We start from the raw sequence: 15,038 nt of genomic DNA, 5'->3' as shown, positions 1-15,038 counted from the left end.
TGAGATTGTTCATGTATTTAAGTGATTGGTAGTCAGGTAAATATACGATTTTTTAATCAAATGAACAATCTTTTTTCCTATATTTCTAAATGCACAACGGGTAAATATATTATTTTTAGAATGAAAACCCTTCCGAAATAATTATATTGGCCAGATTCATAATAATTTGTTAAATAAATCAGTTTTAAGAAATTTTATACAATATTTTGGCCTTTCTTTTGTTGTTATATTCTTAAAATGAGTAATTTTAACAATTCATTTTTAAAAAGAAATAATGAACAATAAGTTTATTCCATTCATTTCGGTATTGATGACCATTTCGATGATTGTCTTTGTCACCCTACAATTATATTGGATTAAGGAACTCTATGGGGCGTTGAATCAAGACTTTTCGAATAAAGTCTATTCATCCATGGAATCTTCTGTCTCGAAAGTTTCACAACTGGAACAATATAAATATTTAAATAAAGATTTTAAAAACTTTGGGAAGAATGTTATTGATAGTAGCAATCAGCCTACGCAAACCTATATTCAACAAAACACCGATTCAGCTAATATTTCTACGATGACCTTCCAGAAAAGTATCGTAGAAAATCAGAACTTTCCGATTTCGAAAAAAGGGGACAGTCTGCAAGTGACCAATATTTATACAGACGAAGGTATTTTGCAAATTAAAAAGAACGAAAACTCGCTAGAACCGCTTACACTTCAAATGAGTAAGGATATAAATAACAATACCTATGCGCTAAAACAATTCGTAAAGCTGAGTGCCTCCAATTTGCCGATTGAACAGAGAGTAGATGTGAAAACACTGGATTCGGTCTTGGCCAAAGAGTTGAAATTAAGTGGTTTAGATACTAATTTTGGTTTCGCTGTTATGGATAAAAATAACAAAGTAACCAATGTTCTCAGCAAAACTTATAATGACGAAAAAGACAAGAGCAATTACACCTATCCGCTTTTTACGGATAGCAAAGACCGTACTTTATATACACTAGCACTGGTTTTTCCACGGAAAGATTATTCATTGGCAAAAACAAATTTGCCAATGTTATTGGGAACCTTCATGTCTTTGCTGACGATTTTGGGGATCTACATTATCTCCATTAATTATATGATGCGGCAGAAGAAAATTGCAGATATAAAAACCGACTTTATCAATAATATGTCGCATGAGTTTAAAACGCCTCTGGCCACGATTTCGGTAGCAACAGATTCTTTAGCCAATGATAAGATCGCGACCAATCCCGAAAAAGTAAAATACTATTCTGGTTTGATAAAACAAGAAAATCTGCGAATGAAGAAACAGGTAGAAAACGTGCTGAATATGTCTAAATTAGAAAGAAATGAAGTTAAATTATTTTTAAAGGATACCGATGTGCGCAACCTTATTAAAAGAACAACCGAATCATTTGGATTAATTGTCGCGCAAAGAAATGGAACCTTAACCCAAGAATTTAATACCGAAAAATACCAATTCAAAATTGATGAATTCCATATTTCAAATGCGCTGGTAAATCTTTTAGATAATGCCAATAAATACTCGCCAGAAGCGCCAGAGATTACAGTAAAAACTAGAAATGAAGGCAATTGGTATGTTATTGAAATTTCTGATAAAGGAATGGGGATGGAAACCGATAGCAAATTGCGGATTTTCGAGAAGTTCTTCCGCGAGGAAACTGGGAATATTCATAACGTAAAAGGTCAGGGATTGGGCTTGTCTTACGTTAAAAAAATTATCGAATTGCATAAGGGTTTAATCATCGTAGACTCTACGAAAGACTATGGCAGTACGTTTACCATTAAATTACCGATGTCGTAGCTAAGCAATAAACAATAAAGATCAATCATCAATAATTAGTAGATAACAGAATTTAAAAATAAAAAATTATGAGCAATAGAATCTTATTAGTAGAAGACGACCAAAGTTTTGGGGCCGTTTTAAAAGATTATTTATCGATAAATAATTTTGAAGTAACCTTAGCAACCGATGGTGAGCAAGGTTTGAAAGAATTTACGGAAAACGAATTTGATATTTGTATTTTTGATGTCATGATGCCGAAAAAAGACGGTTTTAGCTTGGCAGAAGATGTAAAAAGAATTGATAAAAACATTCCGATTATTTTCCTTACCGCGAGAAATATGCGCGAAGATATTTTGAAAGGCTACCAGCTGGGTGCAGATGATTACGTAACGAAGCCTTTTGATACAGAGCTGTTGTTATATAAAATTAAAGCGATTCTGCAACGAAGTACAACGATCGAAAATGATGAACAGGAACAATTTAAGATCAGTAATGTTTTCTTCGACTCCATGTTGCGTCAATTGCGAGTAGGTGAGGTTGATTATAAACTTTCACCCAAAGAAAATGAATTGCTGAAGTTGCTTTGTCAACATCGCAATGATTTCATGCCGAGAGATTTAGCGTTAAGAAAAATTTGGAAAAAAGAAAATTATTTTACCGCCAGAAGTATGGACGTTTACATCGCAAAATTGCGAAAGTTATTGAAAGAAGATGATGGACTGGAAATCATCAACGTACACGGCGAAGGATTTCGCTTGCTGGTGAAAAACTAAATTAAACCTGTAATTACGTACAAGACCACCCCGTAAAATGGGCAAAAATAGGTAATAAATAAAGCCGCTCTCAATTTGAGAGCGGCTTTATTTATGAGTTCTAGGGCTTTATTTTGCTTCAACACAAAATACCCTGTATTGAATTGCGATTGCATCTTTAAAATATTGTTTAATTCTGCCTAAATCACCTGCCGCACTTTGTTTGCTAAAATAACTTCCCGCCATTACTTTGTAGTTAGGTCGTAAAGACGCATCTATTTCTACTTTCATATTGGGGAATCTACGGCGAAAATACATTCCAACTTCTCGTGCTTCCTCATTGCTTTTTACCACAGCGAGTTGAATTTTGTAACCCATTATTCTAGGATTTTTCCGGCAAATTTCTGCATTGCTGAGTTCTTTTTCTGGGACAGAAATTTTTGGAGTTGTTGTTTTGGGTGAATGATCGTAAAATTCATTTTCCGATTTATTTATTTCAGTCGCACATTTATCTTCAATATCATTGAGGAGGTTGCTGATTTTCTCATCCATCATCATCGATACTGGCGTTCCGCTCAAGGTGTCTTTTTTTACAACCTGTTGTGCTTCAAAGACATTTGCAAACAACAAAGAGCAAACCACGAGTATTTTAAAAAGGTTTTTCATTAAAAAATATTTTTACAAATTTAAAACAAATAAAAATTATACCAACATTTGTTATTTAGAAACATTACAAATTAAGTCAAATGCAGGAATGCGAATTAGAACGGTTGTTAAATTTATCTTAAAAGTCTTATTTTTGCCAAGTTGAAAGTAAACTCAATATAATTTACTAACCCAAGATTTTATAAATGATTAGTTGGAGAAAGCATTACAAAAGAGGTCTTATCGCAATTGGTTTATTGCTGGCGACCAGTGCTTCTATTTACGCCCAAGGAGATGCTAAGAATGGTGAAAAACTGTTCAAAGCAGATTGTTCAGCCTGTCACGCTTTAGACAAACAGCTTGTTGGTCCAGCGTTAGGTGGTGTTGTAGACAGACTTAAAACGGAGCAAAATTTAGATACAGATTGGCTTCACAAGTGGATCAAAGACAATAAAAGTTTAATAGCTTCCGGCGATAAATACGCTGTTGAGGTTTTTGAAAAATTTAATAAAACTGAAATGACTGCATTTCCTAATCTAACGGATCAGGATATTAATGACATTTTAGAGTATACCACTAACCCACCAGCACCAGAACCGGTTGCGGAAGCAGCAGGTGCAACAGATGCTAATTCTGTTGATGCTTTACAAGCTGAAAAAATGCAATCGATGAATTCAAAAATTATTTTGCTTTCACTGTTGTCGATTGGTGGTCTTTTAATTTGGTTGCTATTAAGATTGAAGCAGTTGGTGAAATTGCAACAAACGGATGAGCTAACCGGTTTAAATGCGACCCGAGCAACCTCTTTTGCAGATCTATATAAAAAATACGATTACATCGGAAAAGGTGTTTTGGTTGTATTGGGAGTTCTAGCTGCTTATGGTTTGTGGAACTGGCTCATGTGGATCGGCGTTTATAAAGGCTATAAACCAGAACAACCGATTTATTTCTCTCATAAAATTCATGCCGGCGAAAATAAAATCGACTGTCAGCTTTGTCACTCTTCAGCGAAATACGGAAAAGTTTCCGAAATCCCTTCAATGAACGTTTGTATGAACTGTCACCGTAATATCTCCGAATATAACGGAAAATACATGGAGCCAGGAAAAGATAAAGCTTTCTATGATGGAGAAATTCAAAAAATCTATGCGGCCACTGGCTGGGATCCAGCGTCACAGCAATATACCGGTAAAACAAAACCTGTAGAGTGGACGAGAATTCATAACATGCCCGATTTTGTGTACTTTAATCACGCACAACACGTAGTGGCAGGTGAACAGGCGATCATCAGTTCTTACAATCAAAAGAATCCTAATGCAAAAGTAGACATCGTTTGTAAAGCTTGTCACGGGCAAGTTGATACCATGAATGTGGTGCAAATGGCAAATGATTTTACCATGGGTTGGTGTATCGAATGTCACAGAACTACGGAAATCGATATGAACAATGGTTATAATAAAGAATACTTCAAAAATCTACATGACAAGCTGAAAAAACAGTATGGGTCAGGTGCGAAAATTACCGTAGATGCAATTGGAGGTCTTGAGTGTGGTAAATGTCATTATTAATAACAAAAATTAGAAGTATCAATGGCTTCAAATAAAATACAATTCAGAAGTATTCAAGAACTGAAAGATCCAAGCTTAAACAGTAAGTTGGCTCAAAAAGAATTTCAGACTGAAATTCCGGTGGGTGAAAAGTTAAGCGGAAATCAATCAAGCGAATCTGGCTCTTCTAGAAGAGATTTCTTGAAATTATTAGGCTTTTCAACAGCCGCAGTTACGCTTGCCGCTTGCGAAGCGCCCGTGATTAAAACCATTCCGTACGTGGTAAAACCGCACGAAATTATCCCTGGCGTTCCTAATTATTATGCCTCAACTTATTTTGACGGCTTTGATTTCGCCAGTGTTTTAGTTAAAACCAGAGAAGGTCGACCAATTAAAATTGAACCAAACCCTCTTGCCAAACATTTAGGAAATACAAGTGCCAGAGCACAAGCTGCCGTTCTTTCATTATATGATAACGAAAAAGTAAAACAACCAAAATTAGACGGAAAAGATGAAACTTTTGATAAAGTGGATAGTTTTGTTCTAAAAGGTTTATCTGAAGCACAAGGTGGAGGAAAAAAAATAGTGGTGCTTTCTCATTCATTTCCATCACCAACATTTAAAAAATTATTTGGTGAATTCAAAACCAAATTTCCAACGGCGGAATTGGTTACTTATGATGCACTTCCTCACACTGCCGCTTTAGATGCAGCACAAGAAGTTTTCGGGCAAAGAGCTTTGCCAGTTTACGATTTATCAAAAACACAACTGGTCGTTTCTTTCCAAGCAGATTTCTTAGGCGAGTTTAATGGAGGTTCTTTAGAAACTTCTTATGCTGCTGCTAGAAAACCGGGTCCAGATATGTTAAGACACATTCAAATTGAATCGAATATGTCTTTAACTGGAGCAAATGCAGATACAAGAGTTCCTTTAAAACCAAGTGCCGTAAATAAAGTTTTGGTTGAGGTTTATAACGGACTGAATGGTGGAAGCGTAAGCAAAGAAGCGGGTGAGATCGTAAAAGAACTTCAAGCAAAAGGCAGCAATGCGGTTGTTTTTGCTGATGGTTCCAAAGCTGCTCATGTTTTAGCCAATTTAATTAATCAAAAATTAGCCTCAAATGCTTTCACTGGCAAAGCGAATTTTTTAAAAGAGTTTGATGCTGCAAAATATCAGGAATTCTTAGGCTGGATGAATTCGGGCCAAGTTGGTGTACTCATCGCCAATAATGTAAACCCAATTTATTCTAGCAACAAAGGAGAAGCTTTCAAGAAATCTCTTGAAAAAGTTCCTTATGTAGTTGCCATTGCCGAGAAGAAAAATGAAATGTACAAAGCAGCGAAAGCTGTAATCCCAGTGGCAAACTGGTTAGAAAGTTGGGGAGATATGGCACCACAGACTGGTGTTTACACTTTAATGCAACCAACTATTCAGAAAATTTTTAAATCAAGACAGATTGAAGAATCTTTACTGGTTTGGATGAATGGAAAAGATAATCCAGCGAACAATTATTACGATTATTTAAAAGCCAATGCGACCACACTTATCGGAGGTACGACTTTCAATAAAGCACTGTATAGCGGTGTTGTAGATGGTGGAAACGCTGGAAACCTTGCCTATGCTGGTGGAGATGCGGCAAAAGCAATTGCTCAGTTATCAGCATTTAAATCTTCAGATTTAGAATTGGTTTTATATACCAAAACCGCAATAGGAGACGGAACACAAGCAAACAATCCTTGGTTGCAAGAATTGCCAGATCCTATTACTAGAATGACTTGGGACAATTACCTAACAATGTCACCAAAAGATGCGGCCAAATTAGGAATCGAAAACGATCTTAATGGGAGAATGCAATTGGATGGTTCTGTAGTAAACCTCACGGTGAATGGTGTTACCATTAAAGATGTTCCGGTATATATTCAACCAGGTCAGGCTGATGGAGCTGTGGGACTTGCTTTAGGATACGGTAAAAAGAATTCCGGAAAAGTTGCTGAAACGGGTGTTAATGCTTATCCTTTATTTGATGGATCCAACTTGAATCTTTCAAATGTAAAAATTGAAAAAACAGGAGAAGAACATGAATTTGCAGGAATGCAACTTCAAAATACGCTCATGGGTCGTTACGAAATTGCCAGAGAAGTTTCTTTAGATACCTTCTTAAATGTAAAATTCGATGACGAAAAACTAGGCTGGAATAAACCATTGGAATACCATACCATTGGTGGCGAAGCTACCGCAGCTGGTAAAATTGACCTTTGGGATGCTTTTGATGATACTGATGGGCCTCACTTCAATTTATCAGTTGATTTAAATTCTTGTACAGGTTGTGGCGCATGTATAATCGCTTGTCAAGCAGAAAATAACGTACCCGTTGTTGGTAAAGAAGAGGTTAGAATGTCCAGGGATATGTTCTGGTTAAGAATCGACCGTTATTATACAACCGATATTCCTGCTGAGGTAGATTTGAACAAAGATGGCAAACTTTCTCAGGAAGAAGCCGTTGCAGCAGATCTGAATGTGCCAGGAATGTATGGTCACTTCATGGATAAAGAAAGTGGAATATTAAACCACCCAGCGACCAATCCAGATGTGATTTTCCAACCGGTGATGTGTCAGCACTGTAACCACGCTCCTTGTGAAACGGTTTGTCCGGTGGCAGCAACTTCTCACGGTAAGCAAGGCCAGAATCAAATGGCTTACAACAGATGTATTGGTACAAGATATTGTGCGAACAACTGTCCGTATAAAGTTCGTCGTTTTAATTGGTTTACATATAATTTGAATGATAAATTCGACTTTAATCAAAATAATGATTTAGGTAGAATGGTTCTAAATCCAGATGTTGTTGTGAGAACAAGAGGGGTGATGGAAAAATGTTCAATGTGTATTCAAATGACCCAGAACGTAATCCTCGAAGCTAAAAAAGAAGGAAGAGTCGTAAGAGACGGTGAATTCTCTACCGCTTGTGTGGATGCTTGTGCTACGGGAGCGATGAAATTTGGTGATATGAATGATAAGAGTTCTGATATAAGAGCGCTTTTCGGCACCAACAGAAGATATACTTTGCTTGAAGAAATTGGGACCAAACCAAATGTCTTCTACCATACCAAAGTGAGAAATAGAAAAGAAAATAATGTTTAAATAATAAATAGGTAAAAAATGTCAGGACACTACGAAGCTCCGATAAGGGAACCTTTAATTATTGGTCACAAGACTTATCACGATATAACAGAAGATATCGCTAGACCTATAGAAGAAAGAGCAGGAAAACTCTGGTGGGTTTCTTTCTGGATTGCATTGGCGCTATTCATTTATGGATTTGGCTGTATTGCATACACCATTGGTACCGGGATCGGTGCTTGGGGACTTAACAGGACCAATAACTGGGGCTGGGATATTACCAACTTTGTTTGGTGGGTAGGTATCGGTCACGCTGGTACATTGATCTCCGCAGTACTTTTATTATTTAGACAAAGATGGAGAATGTCTGTAAACCGTTCGGCCGAGGCGATGACCATTTTCGCGGTAGTTCAAGCAGCGATCTTCCCTGTAATTCACATGGGTAGAGTATGGGTAGGATATTGGGTATTCCCTTTACCAAACCAATTTGGTTCTCTTTGGACCAACTTTAACTCACCACTTCTCTGGGATGTATTTGCAATATCCACCTATTTCTCAGTCTCCAGTGTATTCTGGTTTATGGGATTGATTCCGGATTTTGCCATGATCAGAGACCGTGCAAAAACACCTTGGACTAAAAGAATTTACACCTTCCTTTCATTTGGCTGGGGTGGTAAAGCAAAACACTGGCAACGATTTGAAGAGATGTCATTGGTATTGGCAGGTTTAGCAACACCATTGGTATTCTCAGTACACACCACGGTATCTTTTGACTTTGCGACCTCGGTAATTAAAGGATGGCACTCAACTATTTATCCGCCATACTTCGTTGCAGGAGCAATTTTCTCCGGATTTGCAATGGTACAAACTCTATTATTGGTTGCGAGAAAAGTAGCCCATTTAGAAGATTATATTACCATGTATCATATCGAAATTATGAACATTGTAATTATTGTAACAGGTGGTATGGTAACGGTAGCCTATGCAACTGAATATTTTATCGCATGGTATTCTGGTTCAAGATATGAAGACTTTACATACCTTTCGCCAGGTGCAGCAACCGGTCCTTACTGGTGGGCATTCTGGGCCTTGATTATTTGTAACTTGGTTGTTCCTGCCTTATTCTGGTTCAAGAAAGTACGAACCAATATTATGGCAACGTTTATTATTGCTCTAATTATTAATATTGGAATGTGGTTCGAAAGATTTGATATTATCGTAATTAATATCGCCAGAGATTACTTACCAAGTTCTTGGACGATGTTTAAGCCTTCCGTTATTGATGTTGGAGTATATTTAGGAACAATTGGTTTCTTTGGAGTCTTATTCTTATTATATGCAAGAACATTCCCAATCATTGCACAAGCGGAATTGAAGACTATCTTGAAAATATCAGGTGAAACTTATAAAGCAAAAGAAGAAGAAGATGAGCACCACTAAAAGAATATACGGTATTTATGCCGATGATGATGAATTATTAGATGGCGTTAAAGCGTTTACTGATAAAGGAATCTCGATTGCCGAAGTCTACACACCCTTTCCAGTGCATGGGCTTGATAAAGCTTTAGGATTAAAGAAGACAAGACTCTCTGATGCAGCTTTTATCTATGCAGTATATGGATTGTTGGTGGGTTCTTTGGTGACATGGTACACAATGAACCACGATTGGCCGATGAATATCGGAGGTAAACCTGCATTTAGCTGGGGGACCAATATGCCGGCATTTGTAGTTCCAATGTTTGAATTAATGGTTTTCTGCGCCGCGCACATGATGTCACTAACATTCTTGGTGCGAAATAAAATGTATCCTGGTTGTCCTCCCCAGAATCCAGATCCGAGAACAACGGATGATAAATTTATGATGGAGTTTGTTACCGACAATGTTGATGCAGTGAAGCAAATTCTGATTGATACCGGAGTGGAAGAAATAACTGTAAAAGATGCTTAAAATGACAAAGAATATATTAAAAATTACAGCGATCTTAGGATGTGCCGCAATTACTTTAAGTTCTTGCAGTAAAGGAAATCCACCATTGGTTTATTTTCCAGATATGTACTTTCCTGTCGCTTACGATCCTTTGATGAAGGCAGAAGATGCTTATTCAAAACATGATAATGAAATTCCTGCTTTTGTAAAGCTGGACGGAGCTACTGGATTAGGTCCAGTTGACGGTACCGTTTCACAAAATCCAGAAGGGCTTGCAGATCCTGCAGCGAACAAAGCTATGGTACCCTTGGAATATAATGAAGGATATGATGCGTCGAAATTAATTAGCGCTTCTCCACTAGATCCTGCGAACCAAGAAAAAGATGTCGTAAGAGGAAAACTGTTATACGATCAAACGTGTGCTGCTTGCCACGGAACAGGAGGTGACGGTCAAGGTTCAATTGTAGAAAGCGGAGCGTACTCAGGTGTTCCCAAATTTGCAGACCGGCAATTGACTATTGGATCAGTACATTATGTATTAACCCACGGAAGAAACTCAATGGGATCTTATGCCGGACAATTAAAACCGGGTGATCGATGGAGAGTTTCACTGTATATTATGAATGAGTTTAAAGGTGGACTTTCAGCTGCACCAGCTGTGGTTGCCGCGAATGCTCCATCGGTAACAGAACCGGAAGCATCTAGTACGAGTCCTAAAAAATAAAAAAGAGTAAAAAAAATGTATAGTTTTTCACCTAAATTAAGATTATATTCAGTCGTATTCATCGTTCTGGGATTGGTTCTGTTTGGAGCTGGTTACTTTATGAATCATGGAGTTGACGAGGCCCAGATTGAACATATGATGGAGGCAGCTCATGCCGGCGGAAATCATGCACCCTCAAATTCTAGCGAAATAGTGGGGCCACAAGATAATGCTGCTCATTTAAAGCATGCAACAATGCAGTTTAAAAATCAACCGTTAGCGGCAATCCATACCGTGTCGGTCTTTCTTTTTGCATTAAGTTGTTGTGCCTTATTCTTCTATGCAATTCAAACCGTTTCACACTCTGGATGGTCAATTATCATTTTGAGAGTAATGGAAGCAGTTGCATCATTTATCCCTTGGGCTGGTGCAATCATTATTATTATTATGTTGATGAATGTTAGCCATTTAGGTCATATATTCCATTGGATGGATCCAGAATTGACAGATCCTAATAATGCCCATTTTGACCCTATTCTTTACGAAAAGAAAACATTCTTAAATATTCCTTTCTATATATTTAGAACCTTACTTTATGTAATTGGAGCATCCTTCTTTGCTTGGAAATTGAAATCACTTTCTAAGAAAATTGATGAGACCAAAAGCAGAGCTGTATACGCCAAATATTACAGTTGGAATGTTGGTTATATCGCATTCTTCGGATTTGCTTCAGCAGCTTGGGCATGGGATTGGTTAATGTCTATTGATCCACACTGGTATTCAACCATGTACATTTGGTATGCGATGGTAAGTGCCTTAGCAACCTCAATTGCGGTAATTATGGTCATCAGTGTTTATTTAAAGAAAGCAGGCTTTTTACCTGAGTTTAATGATAATCACTTGCACGATTTAGGAGTTTTCCTTTTTGCATCCACCATGTTATGGACCTACACCTGGTTCGCACAGTTTATGCTTTATTGGTATGCAAACATCCCGGAAGAAGTAAACTATTTCTACGGTCGATTTGAATACTACGGATGGGCATTCTGGTCAATCTTACTTTTGAACTTTGCAATTCCGTTAAGTGTTATGGTAAGTTCAAGCATCAAAAGAAATTACACGGTGATGTCCACAATGGCAGTTATCATTATTGCAGGACATTGGTTGGTATATTATAATATGGTAATGCCTGGATCGGTAGGTCCTTACTGGCAAAATATTACAGGATTGTTAACCAATGCAGGTGCAGTATTGTTCGGATTAGGTTTATTTATCTTTGTGGTAATGACAACCTTATCTAAACTGAAATTACTTCCTGAAGGAAATCCTTTCCTACACGAGTCTAAAATTTACGAATATCCTTTTTAATTAATAAAACTGTATTCAAAAACATAATCCCGGCCTTTGTCGGGATTTTTTTATAAATTTGTTAGAAACCAAAACATGATATGATTAAGATTAGTTCCGAAAACCTAATGGCTAAAACTACTTTTTTTACACGAAGTAGATTTTTTCTTTTTGCCTTATTGCTTTTTTTTATAAGCTGTAAAAAAGATGCTGCAGATGCTACTACTACGAAATCTTTGCAGTCTAGTATCAATGACATGGCGTCTAGTTTAAATACACTTCAGCAAGTTAAATTTAATGAAGCGCTGTACATTTTGAAAACTTTTGGGGTCGAGGCAGATGGTGAAACCAACGAATTAAAAGCGTTGGGAACCTTAATAGACGGAAAAAAAGTTCCAGAAATCTTTGCCTTAGCAGATCAGGTTGCGCAGAAAAATGAAGTGGATTGGTCAAGTACAGGCCCACCTTCTTTAGGGGAAATGAATATATTTGAAAACGATAAAGCCAAAGAGTTTGATGCAAATGATATCAAAGCGGGCGCCTTAAATCTAAATATCGCAAGTATTGGAAATGATGAAATATTGGGCACGCAATCTCTACAAGTAGTGCCAAAATTAGTGGATGCAAAGGGAGAGGCCATTGTTTTTGATGGCGCAGCTTTAGAAACAATTCTAGAGGTTTACAGTGGTGGTAACCGTATCATTACTGCTAAAAACCTGATGCTAAATAATAACTTTAAAGGTTTCAATATTAGATTTTCCTCACTTCCATCCCAGAAAATTGTCGATCAAAAAATTGATATTACCGTTTCGGTAAAAACAACAAAGAAAACCTATAAAATGTCTAAGATTGGTGTAGCAGTGAACCCAAAAGCGCTGCTCATGTCCAGTGCTGATCCAGTTACTGATCCAACAAATACAGATTTACAAAACACAGATGGAACTACAGATCCTACTGGTACAGAGGCAGATACAAAATTGCCAACTCCGAGTAGTGATCCAAAAGCAAGCGTCTCTAAATTTTTAAATAATTTATCGAGCCAAAACCTGCGAAGTGCCTACGATGTTGCAGATAATCCAAATTGGGGTTCCTACGAAACGTTTTCTAATCCTACCTCTGGCTTTGGTGGGGTGAAAAGCATTAATGTTAAGAATATTACGACCAACACTGCTTCTGCAAATACCGCCAGTGTCAACGCTACTTATGATATTACCGATAAAGAGGGCAGAGTAACTGCTGTACAAGTAACATTCGGGTTAAAGAATGTTAATGGTGACTGGAAAATTTCAAGCTATAAAATCAATTAAAAATGAATCATCAACTTATTCAAGATTTAGAAAATACCATTCAGAACATTCCAGATTTTCCTAAACCCGGAATTCAATTTAAAGATATTACGCCGATATTTCTCAATCCGAAACTCTATGAAGAGGTCATTGCGGATTTGGCAGATTTCAGTCGTGGCAAAATAGATGCCGTCTGCGGTATTGAAAGTCGCGGCTATCTATTCGGTATCGCAATTGCCGTAGCCTTGGATGTGCCTTTTATTTTGATACGAAAAAAAGGGAAACTTCCCCCACCTTTCATCGGTCAAAAATATGATTTAGAGTACGGTTCAGCAGAAATTGAAATGCGGACTGGACAATTACAACCCGGACAAAGAATATTAATCCATGATGATTTATTGGCTACTGGAGGTACAACAGAAGCTGCCGCACATCTTGTTCAAAAACAAGGCGGAGTGGTCTCTCAATTTAGTTTTTTAATTGGTCTAAAGGATCTGCGAGGAGAAGAGCGGCTGAAAAAATTCAATGCTAAAGTTCACCAAATTTTAACCTATTAAAAAAAAACAAGACAATTAAGAACTTATTTACGGGTAGATTTTTACAGAAAATGTTTTTTTGAGCATAATTTTGTATATCGCTTAAAAACAGTTAAATTTGCACTTCAATTTTTATTAAAATTATGGCAAAATTCAAATCTCGCACCAGCAAAAAAGAAATGGAAGGTAAGGAAACCGTAGAGGTTTTCAAAGACCTAGACCAAGGTGCACTCGATACAGAGAAGTTTCTCGAAAAAAATGCTAAACTTTTATTGATCGTTTTCGGTGCATTATTGGTGGGCGTTTTAGGATATTTTGCTTTTCAGCAGTTTTATGAAGCACCAAGAAACGAAGAAGCAACCTTAAGTTATCTTGCAGCACAGAAAAATTTAGCAGATGGTAAAGATGATTTGGCTTTAGGTGGCAAAGGCGCGGCTAATCCTGGTTACCTTGGCACGTATAAAGAATATTCAGGAACCAAAGTTGGAAAACTATCTTCCTACAATGCGGGTCTAATTAAATTTAAACAAGGAAAATACCAAGAAGCGTATGATCTTATCGATAATTTTTCGTCTGATAATAAAGTTTTGATGGCATTGAAATATGGTGCTATGGCAGACTGTCAGGCAAATCTTAATAAAAGTGATGATGTTTTGTCACTTTTAGATAAAGCGATTTCAGCTTCAGATGATCCGTATACTTCTTATTATTTCACAAGAAAAGCAGGAATTGTTTCCTTAGCTCTGAAAAAGAAGGCCGAAGCGAAAAAATATTTTTCCACAATTGATGAAAAATATGAAGATTATGATAATGGCATGTCAGAATCGTATATCGAAATGGTAAAATATTATTAATAAAAAATAAAATAATGGCAACTGTAAATCTTTCTGATTATCAACCATTACAAATAAATGATGCCGATTCTTTTAGAATTGGCATTGTTGTTTCAGAATGGAACGATTTTGTAACCTTCAACCTTCGCGATGGCGCTCTAGAGGTGCTAACCAAAGAAGGCGTAAAAGAAGAAAATATCAAAATTTTCTATGTGCCCGGCGCATTTGAACTCAATTATGCATCGATGCAACTTTGTAAAACGGATTATTTTGATGCGGTAATTTCAATAGGTTGCGTGATCCGTGGAGAAACCCCACATTTTGATTATGTTTGTTCCGCCGTAGCGCAGGGAATAAAAGATTGCAATGTTTTAACAAATGTTCCTACCATTTTCTGCCTCCTAACCGATGATACAAAGGAACAATCCATCGCCAGAAGCGGTGGCAGTTTAGGGAATAAAGGAGTAGAAGCCGGCGTTACAGCCTTGCAAATGATTGCTTTTAAAAGAGATTTATAATGTCTTCAAGTTTTTTTTTA

13 protein-coding genes are annotated in these 15,038 nt (G+C 37.1%); 12 read left to right on the top strand and 1 reads right to left on the bottom strand.

Annotated features, from left to right (window positions below):
• Nucleotides 1-274: 274 nt before the first annotated feature.
• Both QWY78_RS07345 and QWY78_RS07340 read left to right on the top strand, forming a co-directional pair.
• A complete protein-coding gene (locus tag QWY78_RS07345) occupies nt 275-1,822 on the top strand; it encodes a sensor histidine kinase (RefSeq protein WP_290218065.1) in 1,548 nt (515 codons plus the stop codon).
• 68 nt (nt 1,823-1,890) lie between these two features.
• Nucleotides 1,891-2,577 (top strand): response regulator transcription factor, encoded by a 687-nt coding sequence (locus QWY78_RS07340; protein ID WP_290218063.1) that lies wholly within the window; start codon nt 1,891-1,893, stop codon nt 2,575-2,577.
• A gap of 108 nt (nt 2,578-2,685) precedes the next feature.
• Here QWY78_RS07340 and QWY78_RS07335 read toward each other — a convergent pair whose 3' ends face one another.
• Nucleotides 2,686-3,222, bottom strand: coding sequence for an SPOR domain-containing protein (locus tag QWY78_RS07335; protein WP_290218061.1), 537 nt, complete (start codon nt 3,220-3,222; stop codon nt 2,686-2,688).
• 185 nt (nt 3,223-3,407) lie between these two features.
• Between QWY78_RS07335 and QWY78_RS07330 the strand changes: the two genes are divergently transcribed.
• From QWY78_RS07330 to ribH, 10 genes are all read left to right on the top strand, one after another.
• Complete coding sequence (locus tag QWY78_RS07330; RefSeq protein WP_290218056.1) at nt 3,408-4,769, top strand: c-type cytochrome; 1,362 nt, start codon at nt 3,408-3,410, stop codon at nt 4,767-4,769.
• 21 nt (nt 4,770-4,790) lie between these two features.
• Nucleotides 4,791-7,889 carry a TAT-variant-translocated molybdopterin oxidoreductase gene (locus QWY78_RS07325; RefSeq protein WP_290218053.1) on the top strand — a complete coding sequence of 1,033 codons (3,099 nt, stop codon included), beginning with the start codon at nt 4,791-4,793 and terminating at the stop codon, nt 7,887-7,889.
• 18 nt (nt 7,890-7,907) lie between these two features.
• On the top strand, nt 7,908-9,308 hold the full coding sequence (nrfD, locus tag QWY78_RS07320) for an NrfD/PsrC family molybdoenzyme membrane anchor subunit (RefSeq protein ID WP_290218050.1): 1,401 nt from the start codon (nt 7,908-7,910) through the stop codon (nt 9,306-9,308).
• Entirely contained in the window at nt 9,295-9,816 is a 522-nt protein-coding gene (locus tag QWY78_RS07315) for a DUF3341 domain-containing protein (protein ID WP_290218047.1), read from the top strand. The genes nrfD and QWY78_RS07315 overlap by 14 nt, the downstream gene beginning before the upstream one ends.
• Nucleotides 9,809-10,519: a c-type cytochrome gene (locus QWY78_RS07310; protein ID WP_290218043.1), complete on the top strand. Its 711-nt coding sequence runs from the start codon at nt 9,809-9,811 to the stop codon at nt 10,517-10,519. The genes QWY78_RS07315 and QWY78_RS07310 overlap by 8 nt, the downstream gene beginning before the upstream one ends.
• Before the next feature lie 15 nt (nt 10,520-10,534).
• A complete protein-coding gene (locus tag QWY78_RS07305; RefSeq protein ID WP_290218039.1) occupies nt 10,535-11,866 on the top strand; it encodes a quinol:cytochrome C oxidoreductase in 1,332 nt (443 codons plus the stop codon).
• Between the two features lie 80 nt (nt 11,867-11,946).
• On the top strand, nt 11,947-13,152 hold the full coding sequence (locus QWY78_RS07300; protein ID WP_435389058.1) for a hypothetical protein: 1,206 nt from the start codon (nt 11,947-11,949) through the stop codon (nt 13,150-13,152).
• A gap of 2 nt (nt 13,153-13,154) precedes the next feature.
• Nucleotides 13,155-13,688 carry an adenine phosphoribosyltransferase gene (locus QWY78_RS07295; protein WP_290218036.1) on the top strand — a complete coding sequence of 178 codons (534 nt, stop codon included), beginning with the start codon at nt 13,155-13,157 and terminating at the stop codon, nt 13,686-13,688.
• A 122-nt stretch (nt 13,689-13,810) separates the two neighbouring features.
• Nucleotides 13,811-14,521: a YfgM family protein gene (locus QWY78_RS07290; RefSeq protein WP_290218031.1), complete on the top strand. Its 711-nt coding sequence runs from the start codon at nt 13,811-13,813 to the stop codon at nt 14,519-14,521.
• 14 nt (nt 14,522-14,535) lie between these two features.
• Nucleotides 14,536-15,018 (top strand): 6,7-dimethyl-8-ribityllumazine synthase, encoded by a 483-nt coding sequence (gene ribH / locus QWY78_RS07285; RefSeq protein ID WP_290218028.1) that lies wholly within the window; start codon nt 14,536-14,538, stop codon nt 15,016-15,018.
• Nucleotides 15,019-15,038 lie beyond the last annotated feature (20 nt).

The sequence above is a fragment of the Kaistella yonginensis genome (assembly GCF_030409525.1).
Classification (GTDB): domain Bacteria; phylum Bacteroidota; class Bacteroidia; order Flavobacteriales; family Weeksellaceae; genus Kaistella; species Kaistella yonginensis.
This window is presented reverse-complemented; position numbering and strand designations above follow the sequence as displayed.